Origin of the sequence: Faecalicoccus sp. LCP19S3_E2, assembly GCF_052121255.1 — a bacterium.
Taxonomy (GTDB): Bacteria; Bacillota_I; Bacilli_A; order Erysipelotrichales; family Erysipelotrichaceae; genus Faecalicoccus.
Window position 1 is genome coordinate 59,006 of the sequence record NZ_JBQKEP010000006.1, and the last position, 13,090, is coordinate 72,095.

The window sequence follows — 13,090 nt, forward strand, 5'->3', positions numbered from 1 at the left end:
CTTAACTGTTTACATTTGGCGGAAAACCGAAACCTACCGGATGATGTTGACAAAAAGTCGCAATCCAATCATCTAAAGTAGTTACTCTTATATAACCGATGTTATCAATCACTTTTCCATCTCCGATGTAAATACCTACATGACCATAGGTAAGTCCGGCTGTGCTTCCGCTACTGCTGCTTTCTACCGCCACAAGCATTCCTACTTTTAGCTTTGACCTGTCTGATGTAAAGGTATAGTTTCGATACATATCATTGGCGTTTCCTCCGATATATCCAAGTCCCGCATTTTGGTAAACTTGCGATACCCACATGGCACACCAGCCTGCACCCGGAGATGGTGTAATATATGCAGCATTAACAATCTTCTTTTGAACCTCCGTAGATGCCTCATACTCTTTTCCACCGCCGATACCTCCATTTGAACTAATAAGGTCAGAATTACCAAAGACTTCTCCCATATTTCCTTGTGCAAGGAATAAGGCTTCATAATGCTTTAGATTATCTGGATAGTTTGCAAAGACCTGTCGGATAATGCTATCCATCTCTTTTTTATGAAGCGTTACAATGAGTTTTTTGTACTCATAGGGTTCCTCGTGGCTTTCGGTATATTCATTGCCATCTTCATCGGTATAGGTTTCTGTAACTGTCCTGTATCTGATTTCAATTTCTTCCCTGTATTCAAGGTCATACATGGACTCAAACAATTCTTTTAATATGGATTCTACTTCCGATACATTCTTTACCTCTCCGCATCTTGATGTAATATAGGATAAAAGCTCATGGACATTATGACCGATGTACTCTGTGTTATTTAAGATGTATTCATCATATCCGGGATAATTTTCTTCTACATGATCAACTTCACTTTGAAGCTCACTCTCCATAGCAGAAAACTTCTGATTGATTTCACTTAGAACATTTGGCTTTGATAAATAGCTTGTTGTAAGAACCGAGCTTGTGGAGTTCATAAATCCTGTCATGCCCGTTCCTGCAAAGTTAATCACAAAAGTTCCCAAGATAATGATACCTATGAAGATAAGCATAAGTCCTTTGGCTTTTCGGATAATCATATCCTTTGAGCTTTTCAGCGTTCCGATAAGTCCCTCTTTAATCCGATCTCTAAGTCTTGACTTATTCTCACGAGAAATTGCTGCCTTTACCTGATTTTTCTTTTGAAATCTTTTATAGGCACTTGCTCTTTTATACTCATCTGTCTTTTTCAATTCCTCTTTGGCATCACGAAACTCTAACTTGGATTTACGCTTTCTGATTTTATAGTCCTTATTTGTAAGGTCATATCCTTTTTTAGCTCTTTTCTTATCTGAGTATCTCTTAATACCATGAATGAGCTTGGAACTTGCGTCCGCCGTCTTTTCTCCTGCTTCTACGCCTTTGTTTTCATCGCTTCCATGAGAAAGGTAATCTCTTACGGTTTCACTTCCTTTGGCAAGCCCTGACAGGGCAGATACTTTTACCATATCCTTTTTGACCTTTTTCTTTTGGTCTTTTGATAAGCTGATATTTTCTTTTTCGCCTGCAACATCTTTCCCCGTCTTTTTACCTTCAGGCTTATTCTCTTTTGGTACATCGTCCTTTTTTCTTGTATAGAGGCTTTCGGAATAGTTTTTCCTTTTATACTTATTCTTTTGAGCCTTATGATTTTTAGATTGATTTTCTAATGATTTTTCTTTTTGAGGTAGATTATCCTCTACATCATAGGTTGATTCAAAGTAGTCGCTGTCCCTAAAATCATTATCGTATCTGTCTATGATTCCATCGTTATCAAGGTCTTGTCCTAAAGGATCATAGTCAGCCTTTCCTGCTTCATTTACACTTCCCTTATCAGAAGCTCTATACTTTGCATTTCTTTTAGATGTATTTCCATTTGGTTCAATTTTTGTATTTCTCTTACTGACCTTTTCATGCACCTTATCCTGAAATCTGTCTTTATCATGGACGATTTTTCCTCTGTAATCATCGCTATGCCTTAGCTTACTTTCTTCAGGTATAGAGCTTGTTTCAGCTTTAAGCATCTCCCTTTCAAGGCTTGCCTTATGCCTTTCTCTAAAATCTTTTTTCAGCTTCCCATCCATAAGCTACCTCACTTCTTCAGGCTTGGTAGTCATCTTCTGATAAAGAATTGTATCTTTCGGAAACTTATCAAGGAAAGGCACAATGGTATTTCCAAAGAAAAGTAGTCCCTCGCCCTCATTGGAGTTCGTAACATATCTAAGCTGCGGAAGTGAGATTTTAAGTTTCCTTGCAAGTATTTCCCTATCTCCCGAAGCCTGATTTAACATTAAGACAAAGTCCGTATTATCAAAGATATTTTCAATTTCCTTACTCATAAGTAGGTCTTTGACATTTTGCGTGATACCAGTCGGGATTCCTCCCCATTTTCTAAAACGCTTCCAAATCTCTACCGAATATGAAGCTGTCTGCTCATCTTTTAACAGCAAGTGAAACTCATCTATATAGTACCTTGTAGCCTTGTTTCCTCTGTTTTGCGATACCTTATTCCACACCTGATCCTGAATAACAAGCATACCGATCTTTTTAAGCTGGCTTCCAAGCTCCTTAATATCAAAGCAAAGCAGCTTCTTATTTAAGTCCACATTTGACCTATGATTAAAGACATTAAGTGAGCCTGATACATATATCTCCATCTCTGTTGCCAGCTTCTTACCGACCTTTTCTTCCTGCCCTTTTAACATATCGTATAGGTCTTGAAGAATCGGCATATTGTCAGGAGTCGGATTTTCAAAATACTTTTCATAGATTTTAGGAAGGCACCTATCTATAACCGACTTTTCTTCTGCTGTAAGTCCGCTTCCTCCAACTACAAGTTCAAGCATAGACATAATGAAGTTCGCCTTGTCTTTAAGCGGTGCATCCCCATCCCCATAGTTCATATTTATATCAAGGGGATTTAAGTAGTCTTTTGATTTACTGCTGACCTTAATGACTTCTCCCTTAAACTGCCTTACAAGGTTTCCATACTCTCCTTCCGGATCACAGATAATCACATCATCATCCGTTACTAAAATCGCATTTGCCATCTCCCTTTTAGCACTAAAGGATTTACCGCTTCCGGGAGTTCCAAGAATTAACCCATTTGGGTTCTTTAATTTCTTCCTGTCCGCCATAATCAGGTTATGACTTAAAGCATTTAGTCCATAGTACAGACTGTTACTTGAGTTGATAAAAAGTTCCTCTGTGGTAAATGGCATAAAGACTGCTGTTGATGATGAAGTTAGCCCTCTATCTATTTCAATCTTGTTTACCCCAAGAGGCAGCACGCTCACTAAACCTTGTTCCTGCGTATGGTCAAGTCTTTTCAATTTACAGTTATGCTTGTTTGCAATGGAGCTTATCTGAGCTATGGTGTTATCGAGCTTTTGCACTGTCCTTGCAAAATTCATAAAGACAATACTTACAACAAACATACGCTCATCTCTTGTCTGTAAATCTTTTAAAAGACTTTTTACATCTTCTCCGTAAGTAATTAAATCACTTGGAAGAATGTCCATGTCATAGCCTGACCTTACAGCTTTCTTGTTTTCCTCAATTCGCATCTTATCAATATCGGTGTTTTTTCGTTTTACCATCTTGATGGCTTCTGACTGGTCAATCGCCTTAATATGAAAAGATATATTGATGTTATCATCAATATCCAAAAACTCCGATAACATACGGTCTGAAAGCTCACTTGCAAGGATTTGAAAATGACTTGTTGCTCCGATAAACTTCCCAAACTTAAAATACCTTGAAGGTATAAAGTTAAATTCATCAGGCACGATATATGTCTTGGTACTTTCCTTTTTCTTCAGGTCTTTGTAGGAAAACTCAAAGGTCTTATTCGGATTTAATATATCGTGAAGTATCTTTAGTCTTTCTTCTCCGGTAAGGCTTTCAGCTCTTACCCCCATGCTTTTGAGATTAGATAGTATATCTATCTCCAGTCTTTCAAGTTTTGATGTAGCCTGCTCTAAATTATCCGCTTCTACTGTAAAGGTTACATACTTTGATTTTTTCAGTCCGTTATTTCCCTTTACAATCTGGCTTTTTAGCATCTCTCTAAACTCAAGTCGTATATCATCAAAACCGTCTTTTTTATCCGGTATCTGAATTGCCGATTTCATTTCTTCATTTCGTCCAAGCTGATTGATATAGGAAAACTCAATGCTGACACTTGGATCAAAGGAATTTAGAAAGTTTGCAAACTGATTAAAAATCAAATCCCTATCTTCATCTAAAGCAAGCTGATAGTTAATGTCCTGAAAGGCTATGCTTTTACTGAAGTGCTTTTCATCAAGCTGGCATATCCCGCTTTTTAAGAGTCTAAGATAGGGAATGGTATCTTCAACAGTGTATCTTTTCGGCTCTTTCTTAAAAATAAGGTCAAGTATACTACTGTCTTTTTTAATCTTTCCCTTATTTTTCTTTAAGTCCTGTTTTTGACTTCTTAATGCCTTTTCGTTTTGCGTGAGTTTTATTTGCTGAATTTTTCTTTTCTTGTTCAAGGTAAACCTCCTTTCTCACTCTCTTACCCGGCTGATAAAACTTATGAAGGTAGATATGCTTAAAATATTTCTCAAAGGTCAGTCCGTCCTTTTCAAAAAGTGTGATGAAAAAGATTGGAAGTGTTGACACAATGAGAAATATGACAGCTATATCGTTTGGTACTACCTTTCTCATAAATAAATAGACCGGTATTCCAACAAGTCCTGCAATGGTAAATCCTATGAGCTGCCTTTTCGTTAAGTTAAATGCTACCTTTGTCTTAACCTTCTTTAAGTCCTTGGGTATTGGTACATACGCCATAGCTTACCTCCCATCTTCTTTGTCCTTTGACAGCTCCTCAAAGTGTTCATATACAGATCCGATTTCATCCTGAATAATTGCAAGCTGTTCATCTGTATTTTTGTTATATCTTTCCTGCATTAGGCAAAAGTCATTGTGGCAGCGACCGATGTCCTCTGTTCTTTCTTCCAATTCATCCACTTTGTTATGAAGTCTGATTCTGTCAATTACCGCCATAATGCCTGCTCCAATCACTACTGCTGTAAATACTGTTTTTCTTTTGTTCATACTATCTTTCCTTTCTTTTAGTGTGCATTTAATACGCTTTTGGCCAGTGTTCCGCTCTTTAGCATCATTAACCCCAGCAAAACCGCATATCCAAGTATCGTCATGGTACTTGTGTGTATATCTGTTATTTCAATCGTCTTAACTAATACTGCGTAAATTCCAAGACAAACCATTAAAAAGAGTCCTTGTAGTCCAAGTGCAAATAGTCCTTTGATGTAATTTGTGCCGATTTGCCCCCATTCTTTGTTTCCCATTGTGGCAAAAGGAATGGCTGAAACCGATGAATAAACATAAATCTCAAACATTCTTCCGTAAACCACAAGCATAATTACTATGGAAATTGCCTGTATGGCAACTTTTATGATGGAGGTTTCAAAGAGAATCATGACAAGCTCTCCAAGTCCCTTTTCTTTTAGGGTATCCATCATCGCCACTATCTGATCTCCGGAAACGGTGGCAGAGGTGTTGATCACCCCTGCCGCCTTATTTACCATATGCTGTGCCACATCAAAGACCGCCATTGAAAACTCAAAGGCATGAGATACTAACCACACAGCAATCCACATCTTGATGATGTACTTGAAAAATTCAAAGGTATCCGTATCGTGCATATTGTTCTTTTCCATTACCATGTTGATAAGCTCGATACAAAGGACTGCTGTGATAATTAGTCCCGCTATGGGAATAATGACGGAATCGTTAATACTTTTGATAAAGGCAAATACATCTCCGTTCCATCCCATAGGCGTTTTTCCTACATCTGTTGCAACTGCACCAACCTTGTCGTTGATGTCAAGAAACATTGACTCTAAGTTTGCTTGGATACCGCCCAGTAGAAGCTCCTTAAAGAATTCTTCTATCTTGTCGAATATTCCAAACATCTAAGCTCTCCTTTTCTTCTTACTTGAGTACATTTGCAAGAAGCGGAATCAGCTTAAGTCCGATAAGAACAATACCTCCTCCCGCCATCAACTGTGTTATCCCCAATTAGTAGGAACAATACAGCTTTCTGGCGGGCGGCGGCACGTCAAGAAATATATATGGAGTTTTTAAAGAACCTCCCCGGAGCGGGGAGCGGTCAGCCTGTGACCTGCTCCACTTCCGGTATGGGTTTGAGATTAAAATGAATTTCGATAGAAATGTGTCTTGTCTTATCGCTGCCTATGGTTTCATGGACAACGATTTCTTTAATCAGGCGGTTTAAGGTGGAAGCGTCCAGTTCGGTGATGTCCCGGTATTCCTGTATGGATTCCACCCACTGCCTTGCGTCCACGGCAAGCCGGATTTCATCGGCAAGGTGCTTCCTGCCTTTCTCGACTTTTGCCTTTAATTCCGCCTGTTCCTTCTGCGTCTTTTCCAGCAGGAGATTGAAGTTTGCGTCTGTGATTCGTCCGGCAACCATGTCCTCATAGAGCCGCAGCACCATCTTTTCCAACACTTCAATCCGTTCCTCGTCTTTGGCAAGGGTGCGCTCCATCGCTTCCCTCTGGCCTTTCTGCTCGGCTTCGCAGGTGTCGGTCAGCCGCCCGGCCACCGCTTCACTGTCGGTCAGGGCAGCGGCGGCGCACTCCCGGATTTTATTCAGCACAAGGGCATAGAGCGTGTCATAATCAATCCGGTGCTGGGTGCAGTGCTGTTTCCCAAAGGCATTGTAAGTCTTGCAGGAATAAATCCTTTGGGGGTGCTTGGCATTGGTGTAGCGGACAGTCAGGGACTTTCCGCACTCGCCGCATTTGAGAAGCCCGGCAAACAGGCTCGGCTCCCCGGACTGCCCCGGCCGCTGGCGGGATTTCAGCTTTTCCTGCACGATGGCAAAACTCTTTTTGTCTACCAGCGGCTCATGCGTCCCTTCCACCACAATCCAGTCCTCCGGCTTCTTGTCCCGGATAGTGCCGATTTTAAAGCGGTACTCGGTCTTTTGGGAAGCGACTGCACCGGTGTAGACGGGGTTCATCAGGATTTCTTTGATAACGGAGAAATCCCAAATATATTTCCCATTCTCCGGGTCTTTCTTCTCCCATTTGGTGCGGATGTTCCGGTGCCCACGTTTCCGGTTCCACCATGTGGGGCAGGGGTGCTTTTCTTCCTCCAGCCTGCGCCGGATGTAGTTGGGGCCGTGGCCGTCCAGCGCATACCCGAAAATCAGCCGGACAACCGGGGCGGTTTCTTCATCTACCAGCAGGCGGTTTTTATTCTCCGGGTCTTTCCGGTAGCCGAAAGGGGCAAGACAGCCGGTAAACTGGCCTTTCTGCGCTTTCAGGACATAGGAAGAATGGACTTTCTTGGAAATATCCTTGCTGTACATCTCGTTCAGGATATTTTTGAATGGCGCAATGTCATTGTTGTCCCGCATGGTGTCGATACCGTCATTCATGGCGATATAGCGCACGCCGTTCCTTGGGAAGAAGTCCTCGATAAGCTGCCCGGTCTGCAAGTAGTTCCGCCCTAACCTTGATAAATCTTTCGTAATGACAAGGTTTATCTGCTTCCGCTCAATGGCCTTCAACATCCGTTTCAGGTCGGGGCGTTCCATGTTCAGGCCGGTGAAGCCGTCGTCCTGATAGACTGCCGCAACCTCCCATCCCTGCTTTTCACAGAACTTTTCCAGCATATCCCGCTGGTTTGCGATGCTGGCACTCTCGCCCTGAAGGTCATCGTCTTTCGAGAGCCTGCAATAGATAGCTGCCCGGAATCCCCCGGCAAGCGCCGTGCCAATCACGTCATAATCTAATCCGTTCATCATAACCGTTTACCCACACAATCCAGACGGAACACGGTCACTTTGAACCTCGTCTTTATTATATCTCATTTCTTGTGTTTTAGCAAGATATTCTTTATCTGTTTTTCTGGTGTGTTTCTGTGCGATAAGGCTCACGAAAACGTCCGTAGCATCCAGTTCGCCGTCAAATACTGTGGTGACATGAATCTCTGTTTTATTTTTCGCCATAGGCAGTTGTCCTCCATACATGAAAACAGCCAGACAGGGGATAGCGGCAACGAAGTCCGGCAACGGGCTTCAAAAAACCTTGGAACTAATCCTTGTCTGGCGGCTGGGTTATTTTATACTTTTTCTTTTATTTTTCTGTTGCTTTGGTTGTTAAAGGGGAGAAAAGCCCGCAGTTACGGGATTTTTCCCGGCAACCGGGTCGGCAACGGGATAGCAACGGAGTGTGCAACGGGCTGTCCCTGCCCGGATTTTTTCAGAATGGAAGCTCCATCTGTTCCGGCACCGGCGTAAATCCTTCCGGGATTTTTTCCGTCCCGTTGCCGCTGTCCGTTGCCGGTTCTGTCCGTGCGTTTTCCCGTTCCCATCCTTTCTGCCTGCCGTACCCGGCAAACATCCGGGGGTTGGAGAAATAATTCCAGCCAGTGATGCACTGGTTCATTATCTCGTTGATTTCCCGTATCTCCCATTGTTTCGGCTCGTCAAAGTCATGGTTCAGGGCTTCTTTGTAAAGCTGTTTGGAGCAGACGGTATCGCCGGGGTAGCTGTCAAGGAAAGCCTGTATCATACCGGCCTTGGTGTCCTCCGGCATGAAGTCCCGCTGGTGTTCCTTTAAATGGCGCACCATTTCCGGGCTGAATGTCAGCTTCCACCTGCCGCTCCTGTAAATCTCCATCGCTTCCGCCCATACCTGATTCAGATAGGCTCTGGAAGCGGCTTCGTCCTCTAAAATGTGTGTTTCCGCCTGTTCCGGGCATACCTGTATAGGAATGAAGCGGCGGTTTCCTGAACGGTCAAGGGGCAGGAAGTCAAGGGCGTTGGATGTCCCGCCGAACACGCACTGCCTTGGACGGTCTGCCGGGTGGGTTTCATAGGGTATCTTGTAGACTTCCTTCTGGCGGCTCAAAAATGACTTGATTTCCTCTATGCTCCTGGCGTTTGCGGTGGCAATCATCTCCGACATCTCGATTATCCAGTGGCCTTGGAGTTTGCGGTATACGTTGTCATCGTCCAGCTTCCGCAGGTCATCGGAGAACCACTCGTCTTTGACTGCCAGCAGGCGGAAGAAGGTGGACTTCCCGGCTCCCTGCCCGCCCACCAGACAGAGCATGACTTCAAACTTGCAGCCGGGGGAAAATGCCCGGTGGATGGCTCCCAACAAAAACAGGCGCAGGGATTGGAAAGTATACTCGTCCTCACCGGCTCCCAGAAAGTGACGCAGGCAGGAGCGTATCCGTTCGGTTCCGTCCCATGTCAGGCCGTTTAAATAATCCCGGACAGGGTGGTAGCTGTTCTCATCGGCGGCAAGGGCGGCGGCGTCCTGTATCTTTTTCTCGCTTGTCAGGCCATAGGTCTTTTCCAGATACAGCCGGATATATTTCATGTCCGTGTCGGTCATGGGGCTTCCGGCAGTTCTTTTGTAGCCGATTGGCTTTAAAATATCGGTGCGGTCGGTCAGCAGGTTGTAGGCAACCGCCCCGGAAAGGAGCGGGTCGCACTGGAACACGGTCAGGCAGTTGCTCATGCTGTTGCGGAAACCGCCTTTTTCGGTGGTTTCCAGCATAGCCTTTACTTCCTCAACGCTCCGGGGCGGCTCTGCGCTGTCTGCCATGTTCGCTGTTTCCTGCCGTATCTGGGGCGGTAAATTCTGCCATCCGTCTTTCAAGGTTCCTCACTTCCTTTCCGTGTCCTGTGATAAGCGCCGCCCGCTCCTGAATGTCCCCGGAGAGAAGCACGTCCATCAGGTATTCCACCCGGCTCATGTTCTGCAGGGCTTCCACAAACCGGGGGTTCCACGCTTCATCCGGCTGGCGTGGGGCGTATTCCTCCTTCCAGCGGCGCAGGAGATGGTAATAGTCGGACAGCACCCGGAAGCAGTGCCGCTCCATGTGCCTGAATTTCTGTTCCTCCGTTTCTTTTCGCAAGCGTGGCCTTATGGGCTGCTTTTTGCCGTTCCTCCCATCCTCATAAGGGATAGAGAAGTCCTGTGCCAGCATAAGGGCGGCTTCTTTGCTGCTGATACCATGGAGCCGGGAAACAAAATCTATCACGTCCCCGGTGGCTCCGCAGCCGAAACAGTAAAAGCGGCGGTCAACCTTCATGCTTGGGTTCTTATCGTTGTGGAACGGGCAGACGCACATCCCGTTCCGGTTTACTTTGATTCCATAACGCTCCGCAGCCTGCCTTGTGGTGACGGACTGCTTCACGGCTTCAAATACGTTCAATAGGCGTTCCCTCCTGATAATGAAAAAGGCACCTGCCAGCGATTTCAAATCACAAAACAAGTGCCTGTTTAAAGTTCCATATTCTGTTGTTTCTGTGTCCGGGGCGGCTTCTGTTTCCCTGCCTGCTCCTGCCGGATGCGTTCCTGCCGCCCTTTCAGGCTCTCCTGTACGGATGGTTTCTTCCCCGGCTCGGCGGTCTGGCGGTACTGCTCGGATGGCAAAACCTGATTCAGCCAGTGGCGCACGTCACGCAGCACCTTCACATCTGCCTGAACCGCTTCCAGTTCCTTCTTTTGTCCGGGCAGGGCGGCGGCAAGCTGTTCCCGTTCCGCTTCCAAATCTTTGCGGGAGTAGGAATTGCCTTTCAGGTTGGCTTTCAAATACCGGATGGCGGCATTATAAGCGTCCAGTTCCTCCCGGTGGCTCTCCGCAAACTTCTCCTTTTTCTTCTTCCAGCCGATGGCGGCATACTCCGCATGGACTGGCTTGGCGGCTTCGTATTTGTCAATGTAGGAGAGCATGGTATTGATGGCTTTTATCCGCTTCTCGCTTTTTTTCATGCTCCCCATGACGGAAACAGCGGTCTGGCCGATTTCATCCAGCCGGGTGTCAAGGCTCTCCACGGTGGAGATTCCCTTTTTCCGCAGGAAGTCCATCGCCGCCTGCACTTTATTGTAATCGGCAACGGTTCCTTTCAGCTTCCCTCTGGAAGTCCAGTCGGCACGTTCCCCACTCCGCTGTTCCAGATACCGGAATAACAGTTCCGGGAGTGTCGGCTCCTTCGCCTGCTCCAATGCTTCCAGTAATACAGCCTTTTTCTCTTTTAAGTCAGACAGCCATCCCTTTAGGCTCCGTACCATCTGCCGGATGGACTGCATGAGCCGGTTGGCGGTTTTGATGTCCCGGTTCAGATTGCCGATGTTGGTCTGGATTCCTTTCTTCTCCATCTGGCAGGCGGCCGCTCCCATGTGGACGGTAGGGATTTGGTCAATCCCCTGTCGGGCATAGGAGCGCAGGTCAAGCCGTTCCGGGCGGTCATTGGCTTCCAGATAGCGGTTGGCCGTGTCCGCCCATCCCTGCCGCCAGATTTCGGCGTACTTCCGGTTGTTCCAGTCTACTGTGTTCTCCTTATGGCTTTTCCATCTGCCGGACGCAAGCCGGATGCGCTCCCCGTTCTTGTCAAGGTCGTACACTTTACGGCTCTTGGGGAGCCATTTGCCTTTTTCGTCCATCGCCCGCATGGTGAGCAGGATATGGGCGTGTGGGTTGCCGTCCCCCTTGTCATGGATGGCAAAGTCGGCAATCATGCCTTTGGAAACAAAAAACTCCCGGCAGTAGTCACGGATAAGGTCGGCGTACTGTCCCGGCGGGATTTCCCTTGGGATGGCAAGCACGAATCTCCGGGCAAGCTGGGAGTTCCATTGTTTTTCCTGCGCTTCGGCTGAGTTCCATAAAGTATTGCGGTCTGCAAACTCCGGCGGCACATGGGGCGGGAGCATGATTTCTTTGTGGGTGACTTCGTTCTTGTAGGGATAGTATTTCTGTTCCTGGTCATATTCAGAGAACAGCTTCTCGCCGCTCTGGTAGGCGGCGGCAGAAACAGCGGATTCATTGTTGCTCCGCTTGATGATGGTGATTTTACAATGCGGGCATGGCAAGAGTACGTCCTCCTTTCTCCCGGATTCGGGGCAAAAAAATAGCAGGATACCTTTTCAGATTTCCTGCTTGGGTGTGCCGTTGATGGGCGGCGGGTTATTTAATTTTTTAATAGTTTGTCAATTCGACAAATTGAAATTGAATTTATAATTTCCCTGCAAATATCTCTGCATCAATAGTGATTTCTTTTGTTTTTTTTAAATCTATTCCATCTTTATTTACACAAAACAGTAGTGGAGTCATATCCGCAAAGGTTTTTATTTCCTCGGATGTCATTGTATACGTTGCTGAAACTTTCTTGTGATAAACAACGGAATACTTCTTTTGGAAATAATCTACGACAGCCGCATTAGAATATTGATTGCTTTTCAATTGTTCTTTTGCCGTCTCTCGAAGCTCCTTAAGATGAGCATTTCCCGGAATTACCTTAATTACATAACCGCCTTCTTTCAAAACTCTGTTAAATTCGGAATAGTTAGCAGGAGTAAAAATATCTAATATGCAATCTATCCTTTTGTCTTTTATGGGCATTTCTTCCAAATTTCCCACAAACCATTTGATAGAATTACTGAAATCACTTTTTGCTGCAAGCTGAACAGCATCTTTAGAAATATCAAATGCAATAATTTCTTTATCACCTGATACTTCTTTTATCTGCTTTGAATAATATCCTTCACCGCAGCCAATATCAAGTATTGTATCAATGCTGCTAAAGCTTTTTATAAGCTGCACCACTTCATTCAGGATATGTGAATAATAGCCTTTTTCTAAAACCTCCCGCCTAATTTGAAAAGTCTCTCTGCTATAATGTTTTGAAGATTTTGTTCCTACAGCAAAGTTCACATAACCCGTTTTTGAAATATCGAAACAATGATGATTAGAACAAAATAAACTTTTTTGTTTCAATTTTAAATCTGTTTTACATATAGGACATTGAAAAACTTTTTCACTGTCACTAAATCTAAGTATTTTATTCATTATTCCCTCCGTTATTACATTACTTGCCCAATAAGCGAGCTATACAATACGGATTCACCGCAACATAACCCGCGGTGTTATCTTAATCTCATATGCGCTGTCATATTCTCACCTCCAAACTCCGATTTGTCACCGGCTCCATTATACGCTATCTCATAAAAAAAGTATAGCCGAATTTCAGCAAACTTGTCAGA

General features: G+C 44.8%; 12 protein-coding genes. All 12 read right to left on the reverse strand.

What is annotated here, in order from left to right; translation table 11 throughout:
- Position 1 precedes the first annotated feature (1 nt).
- The 12 genes from ACTQX6_RS07110 to ACTQX6_RS07165 all read right to left on the reverse strand — a co-directional run bounded on the left by ACTQX6_RS07110 (position 2) and on the right by ACTQX6_RS07165 (position 12,896).
- Entirely contained in the window at positions 2-2,095 is a 2,094-nt protein-coding gene (locus ACTQX6_RS07110) for a CHAP domain-containing protein (protein WP_441657379.1), read from the reverse strand.
- A 3-nt stretch (positions 2,096-2,098) separates the two neighbouring features.
- Positions 2,099-4,525 (reverse strand): VirB4-like conjugal transfer ATPase, CD1110 family, encoded by a 2,427-nt coding sequence (locus ACTQX6_RS07115; protein WP_441657380.1) that lies wholly within the window; start codon positions 4,523-4,525, stop codon positions 2,099-2,101.
- Positions 4,437-4,826 carry a PrgI family protein gene (locus tag ACTQX6_RS07120; protein WP_441657381.1) on the reverse strand — a complete coding sequence of 130 codons (390 nt, stop codon included), beginning with the start codon at positions 4,824-4,826 and terminating at the stop codon, positions 4,437-4,439. Before ACTQX6_RS07120 ends, ACTQX6_RS07115 begins: the two co-directional genes overlap by 89 nt.
- 3 nt (positions 4,827-4,829) lie before the next feature.
- Positions 4,830-5,093 carry a conjugal transfer protein gene (locus ACTQX6_RS07125; protein WP_441657382.1) on the reverse strand — a complete coding sequence of 88 codons (264 nt, stop codon included), beginning with the start codon at positions 5,091-5,093 and terminating at the stop codon, positions 4,830-4,832.
- 17 nt (positions 5,094-5,110) lie between these two features.
- Positions 5,111-5,974, reverse strand: a complete 864-nt coding sequence (locus ACTQX6_RS07130; RefSeq protein ID WP_441657383.1) for a VirB6/TrbL-like conjugal transfer protein, CD1112 family — start codon at positions 5,972-5,974, stop codon at positions 5,111-5,113.
- A 19-nt stretch (positions 5,975-5,993) separates the two neighbouring features.
- Positions 5,994-6,080, reverse strand: coding sequence for a Maff2 family mobile element protein (locus ACTQX6_RS07135; protein WP_441657405.1), 87 nt, complete (start codon positions 6,078-6,080; stop codon positions 5,994-5,996).
- 91 nt (positions 6,081-6,171) lie between these two features.
- The gene (locus ACTQX6_RS07140; RefSeq protein ID WP_441657384.1) at positions 6,172-7,836 is read right to left on the reverse strand and encodes a recombinase family protein; all 1,665 of its coding nucleotides are present in this window, start codon (positions 7,834-7,836) and stop codon (positions 6,172-6,174) included.
- Positions 7,837-7,842: 6 nt separating this feature from the next.
- The gene (locus ACTQX6_RS07145) at positions 7,843-8,040 is read right to left on the reverse strand and encodes a hypothetical protein (protein ID WP_070470237.1); all 198 of its coding nucleotides are present in this window, start codon (positions 8,038-8,040) and stop codon (positions 7,843-7,845) included.
- A gap of 253 nt (positions 8,041-8,293) precedes the next feature.
- Positions 8,294-9,649: a virulence-associated E family protein gene (locus ACTQX6_RS07150; RefSeq protein ID WP_072853254.1), complete on the reverse strand. Its 1,356-nt coding sequence runs from the start codon at positions 9,647-9,649 to the stop codon at positions 8,294-8,296.
- A complete protein-coding gene (locus ACTQX6_RS07155; protein WP_044478888.1) occupies positions 9,615-10,262 on the reverse strand; it encodes a CHC2 zinc finger domain-containing protein in 648 nt (215 codons plus the stop codon). Before ACTQX6_RS07155 ends, ACTQX6_RS07150 begins: the two co-directional genes overlap by 35 nt.
- A 68-nt stretch (positions 10,263-10,330) precedes the next feature.
- Positions 10,331-11,920, reverse strand: coding sequence for a MobQ family relaxase (gene mobQ / locus ACTQX6_RS07160; RefSeq protein ID WP_044478890.1), 1,590 nt, complete (start codon positions 11,918-11,920; stop codon positions 10,331-10,333).
- 142 nt (positions 11,921-12,062) lie between these two features.
- Positions 12,063-12,896 (reverse strand): methyltransferase domain-containing protein, encoded by an 834-nt coding sequence (locus ACTQX6_RS07165; protein ID WP_002592690.1) that lies wholly within the window; start codon positions 12,894-12,896, stop codon positions 12,063-12,065.
- Positions 12,897-13,090 lie beyond the last annotated feature (194 nt).

What these genes read in the sequence shown, in the direction of transcription:
- ACTQX6_RS07140 (WP_441657384.1), bottom strand. Translation starts at nt 7,836, where the DNA reads ATGATGAACGGATTAGATTATGACGTGATTGGCACGGCGCTTGCCGGG.
- ACTQX6_RS07145 (WP_070470237.1), bottom strand. Translation starts at nt 8,040, where the DNA reads ATGGCGAAAAATAAAACAGAGATTCATGTCACCACAGTATTTGACGGC.
- ACTQX6_RS07125 (WP_441657382.1), bottom strand. Translation starts at nt 5,093, where the DNA reads ATGAACAAAAGAAAAACAGTATTTACAGCAGTAGTGATTGGAGCAGGC.
- ACTQX6_RS07110 (WP_441657379.1), bottom strand. Translation starts at nt 2,095, where the DNA reads ATGGATGGGAAGCTGAAAAAAGATTTTAGAGAAAGGCATAAGGCAAGC.
- ACTQX6_RS07130 (WP_441657383.1), bottom strand. Translation starts at nt 5,974, where the DNA reads ATGTTTGGAATATTCGACAAGATAGAAGAATTCTTTAAGGAGCTTCTA.
- ACTQX6_RS07150 (WP_072853254.1), bottom strand. Translation starts at nt 9,649, where the DNA reads ATGGCAGACAGCGCAGAGCCGCCCCGGAGCGTTGAGGAAGTAAAGGCT.
- ACTQX6_RS07120 (WP_441657381.1), bottom strand. Translation starts at nt 4,826, where the DNA reads ATGGCGTATGTACCAATACCCAAGGACTTAAAGAAGGTTAAGACAAAG.
- ACTQX6_RS07165 (WP_002592690.1), bottom strand. Translation starts at nt 12,896, where the DNA reads ATGAATAAAATACTTAGATTTAGTGACAGTGAAAAAGTTTTTCAATGT.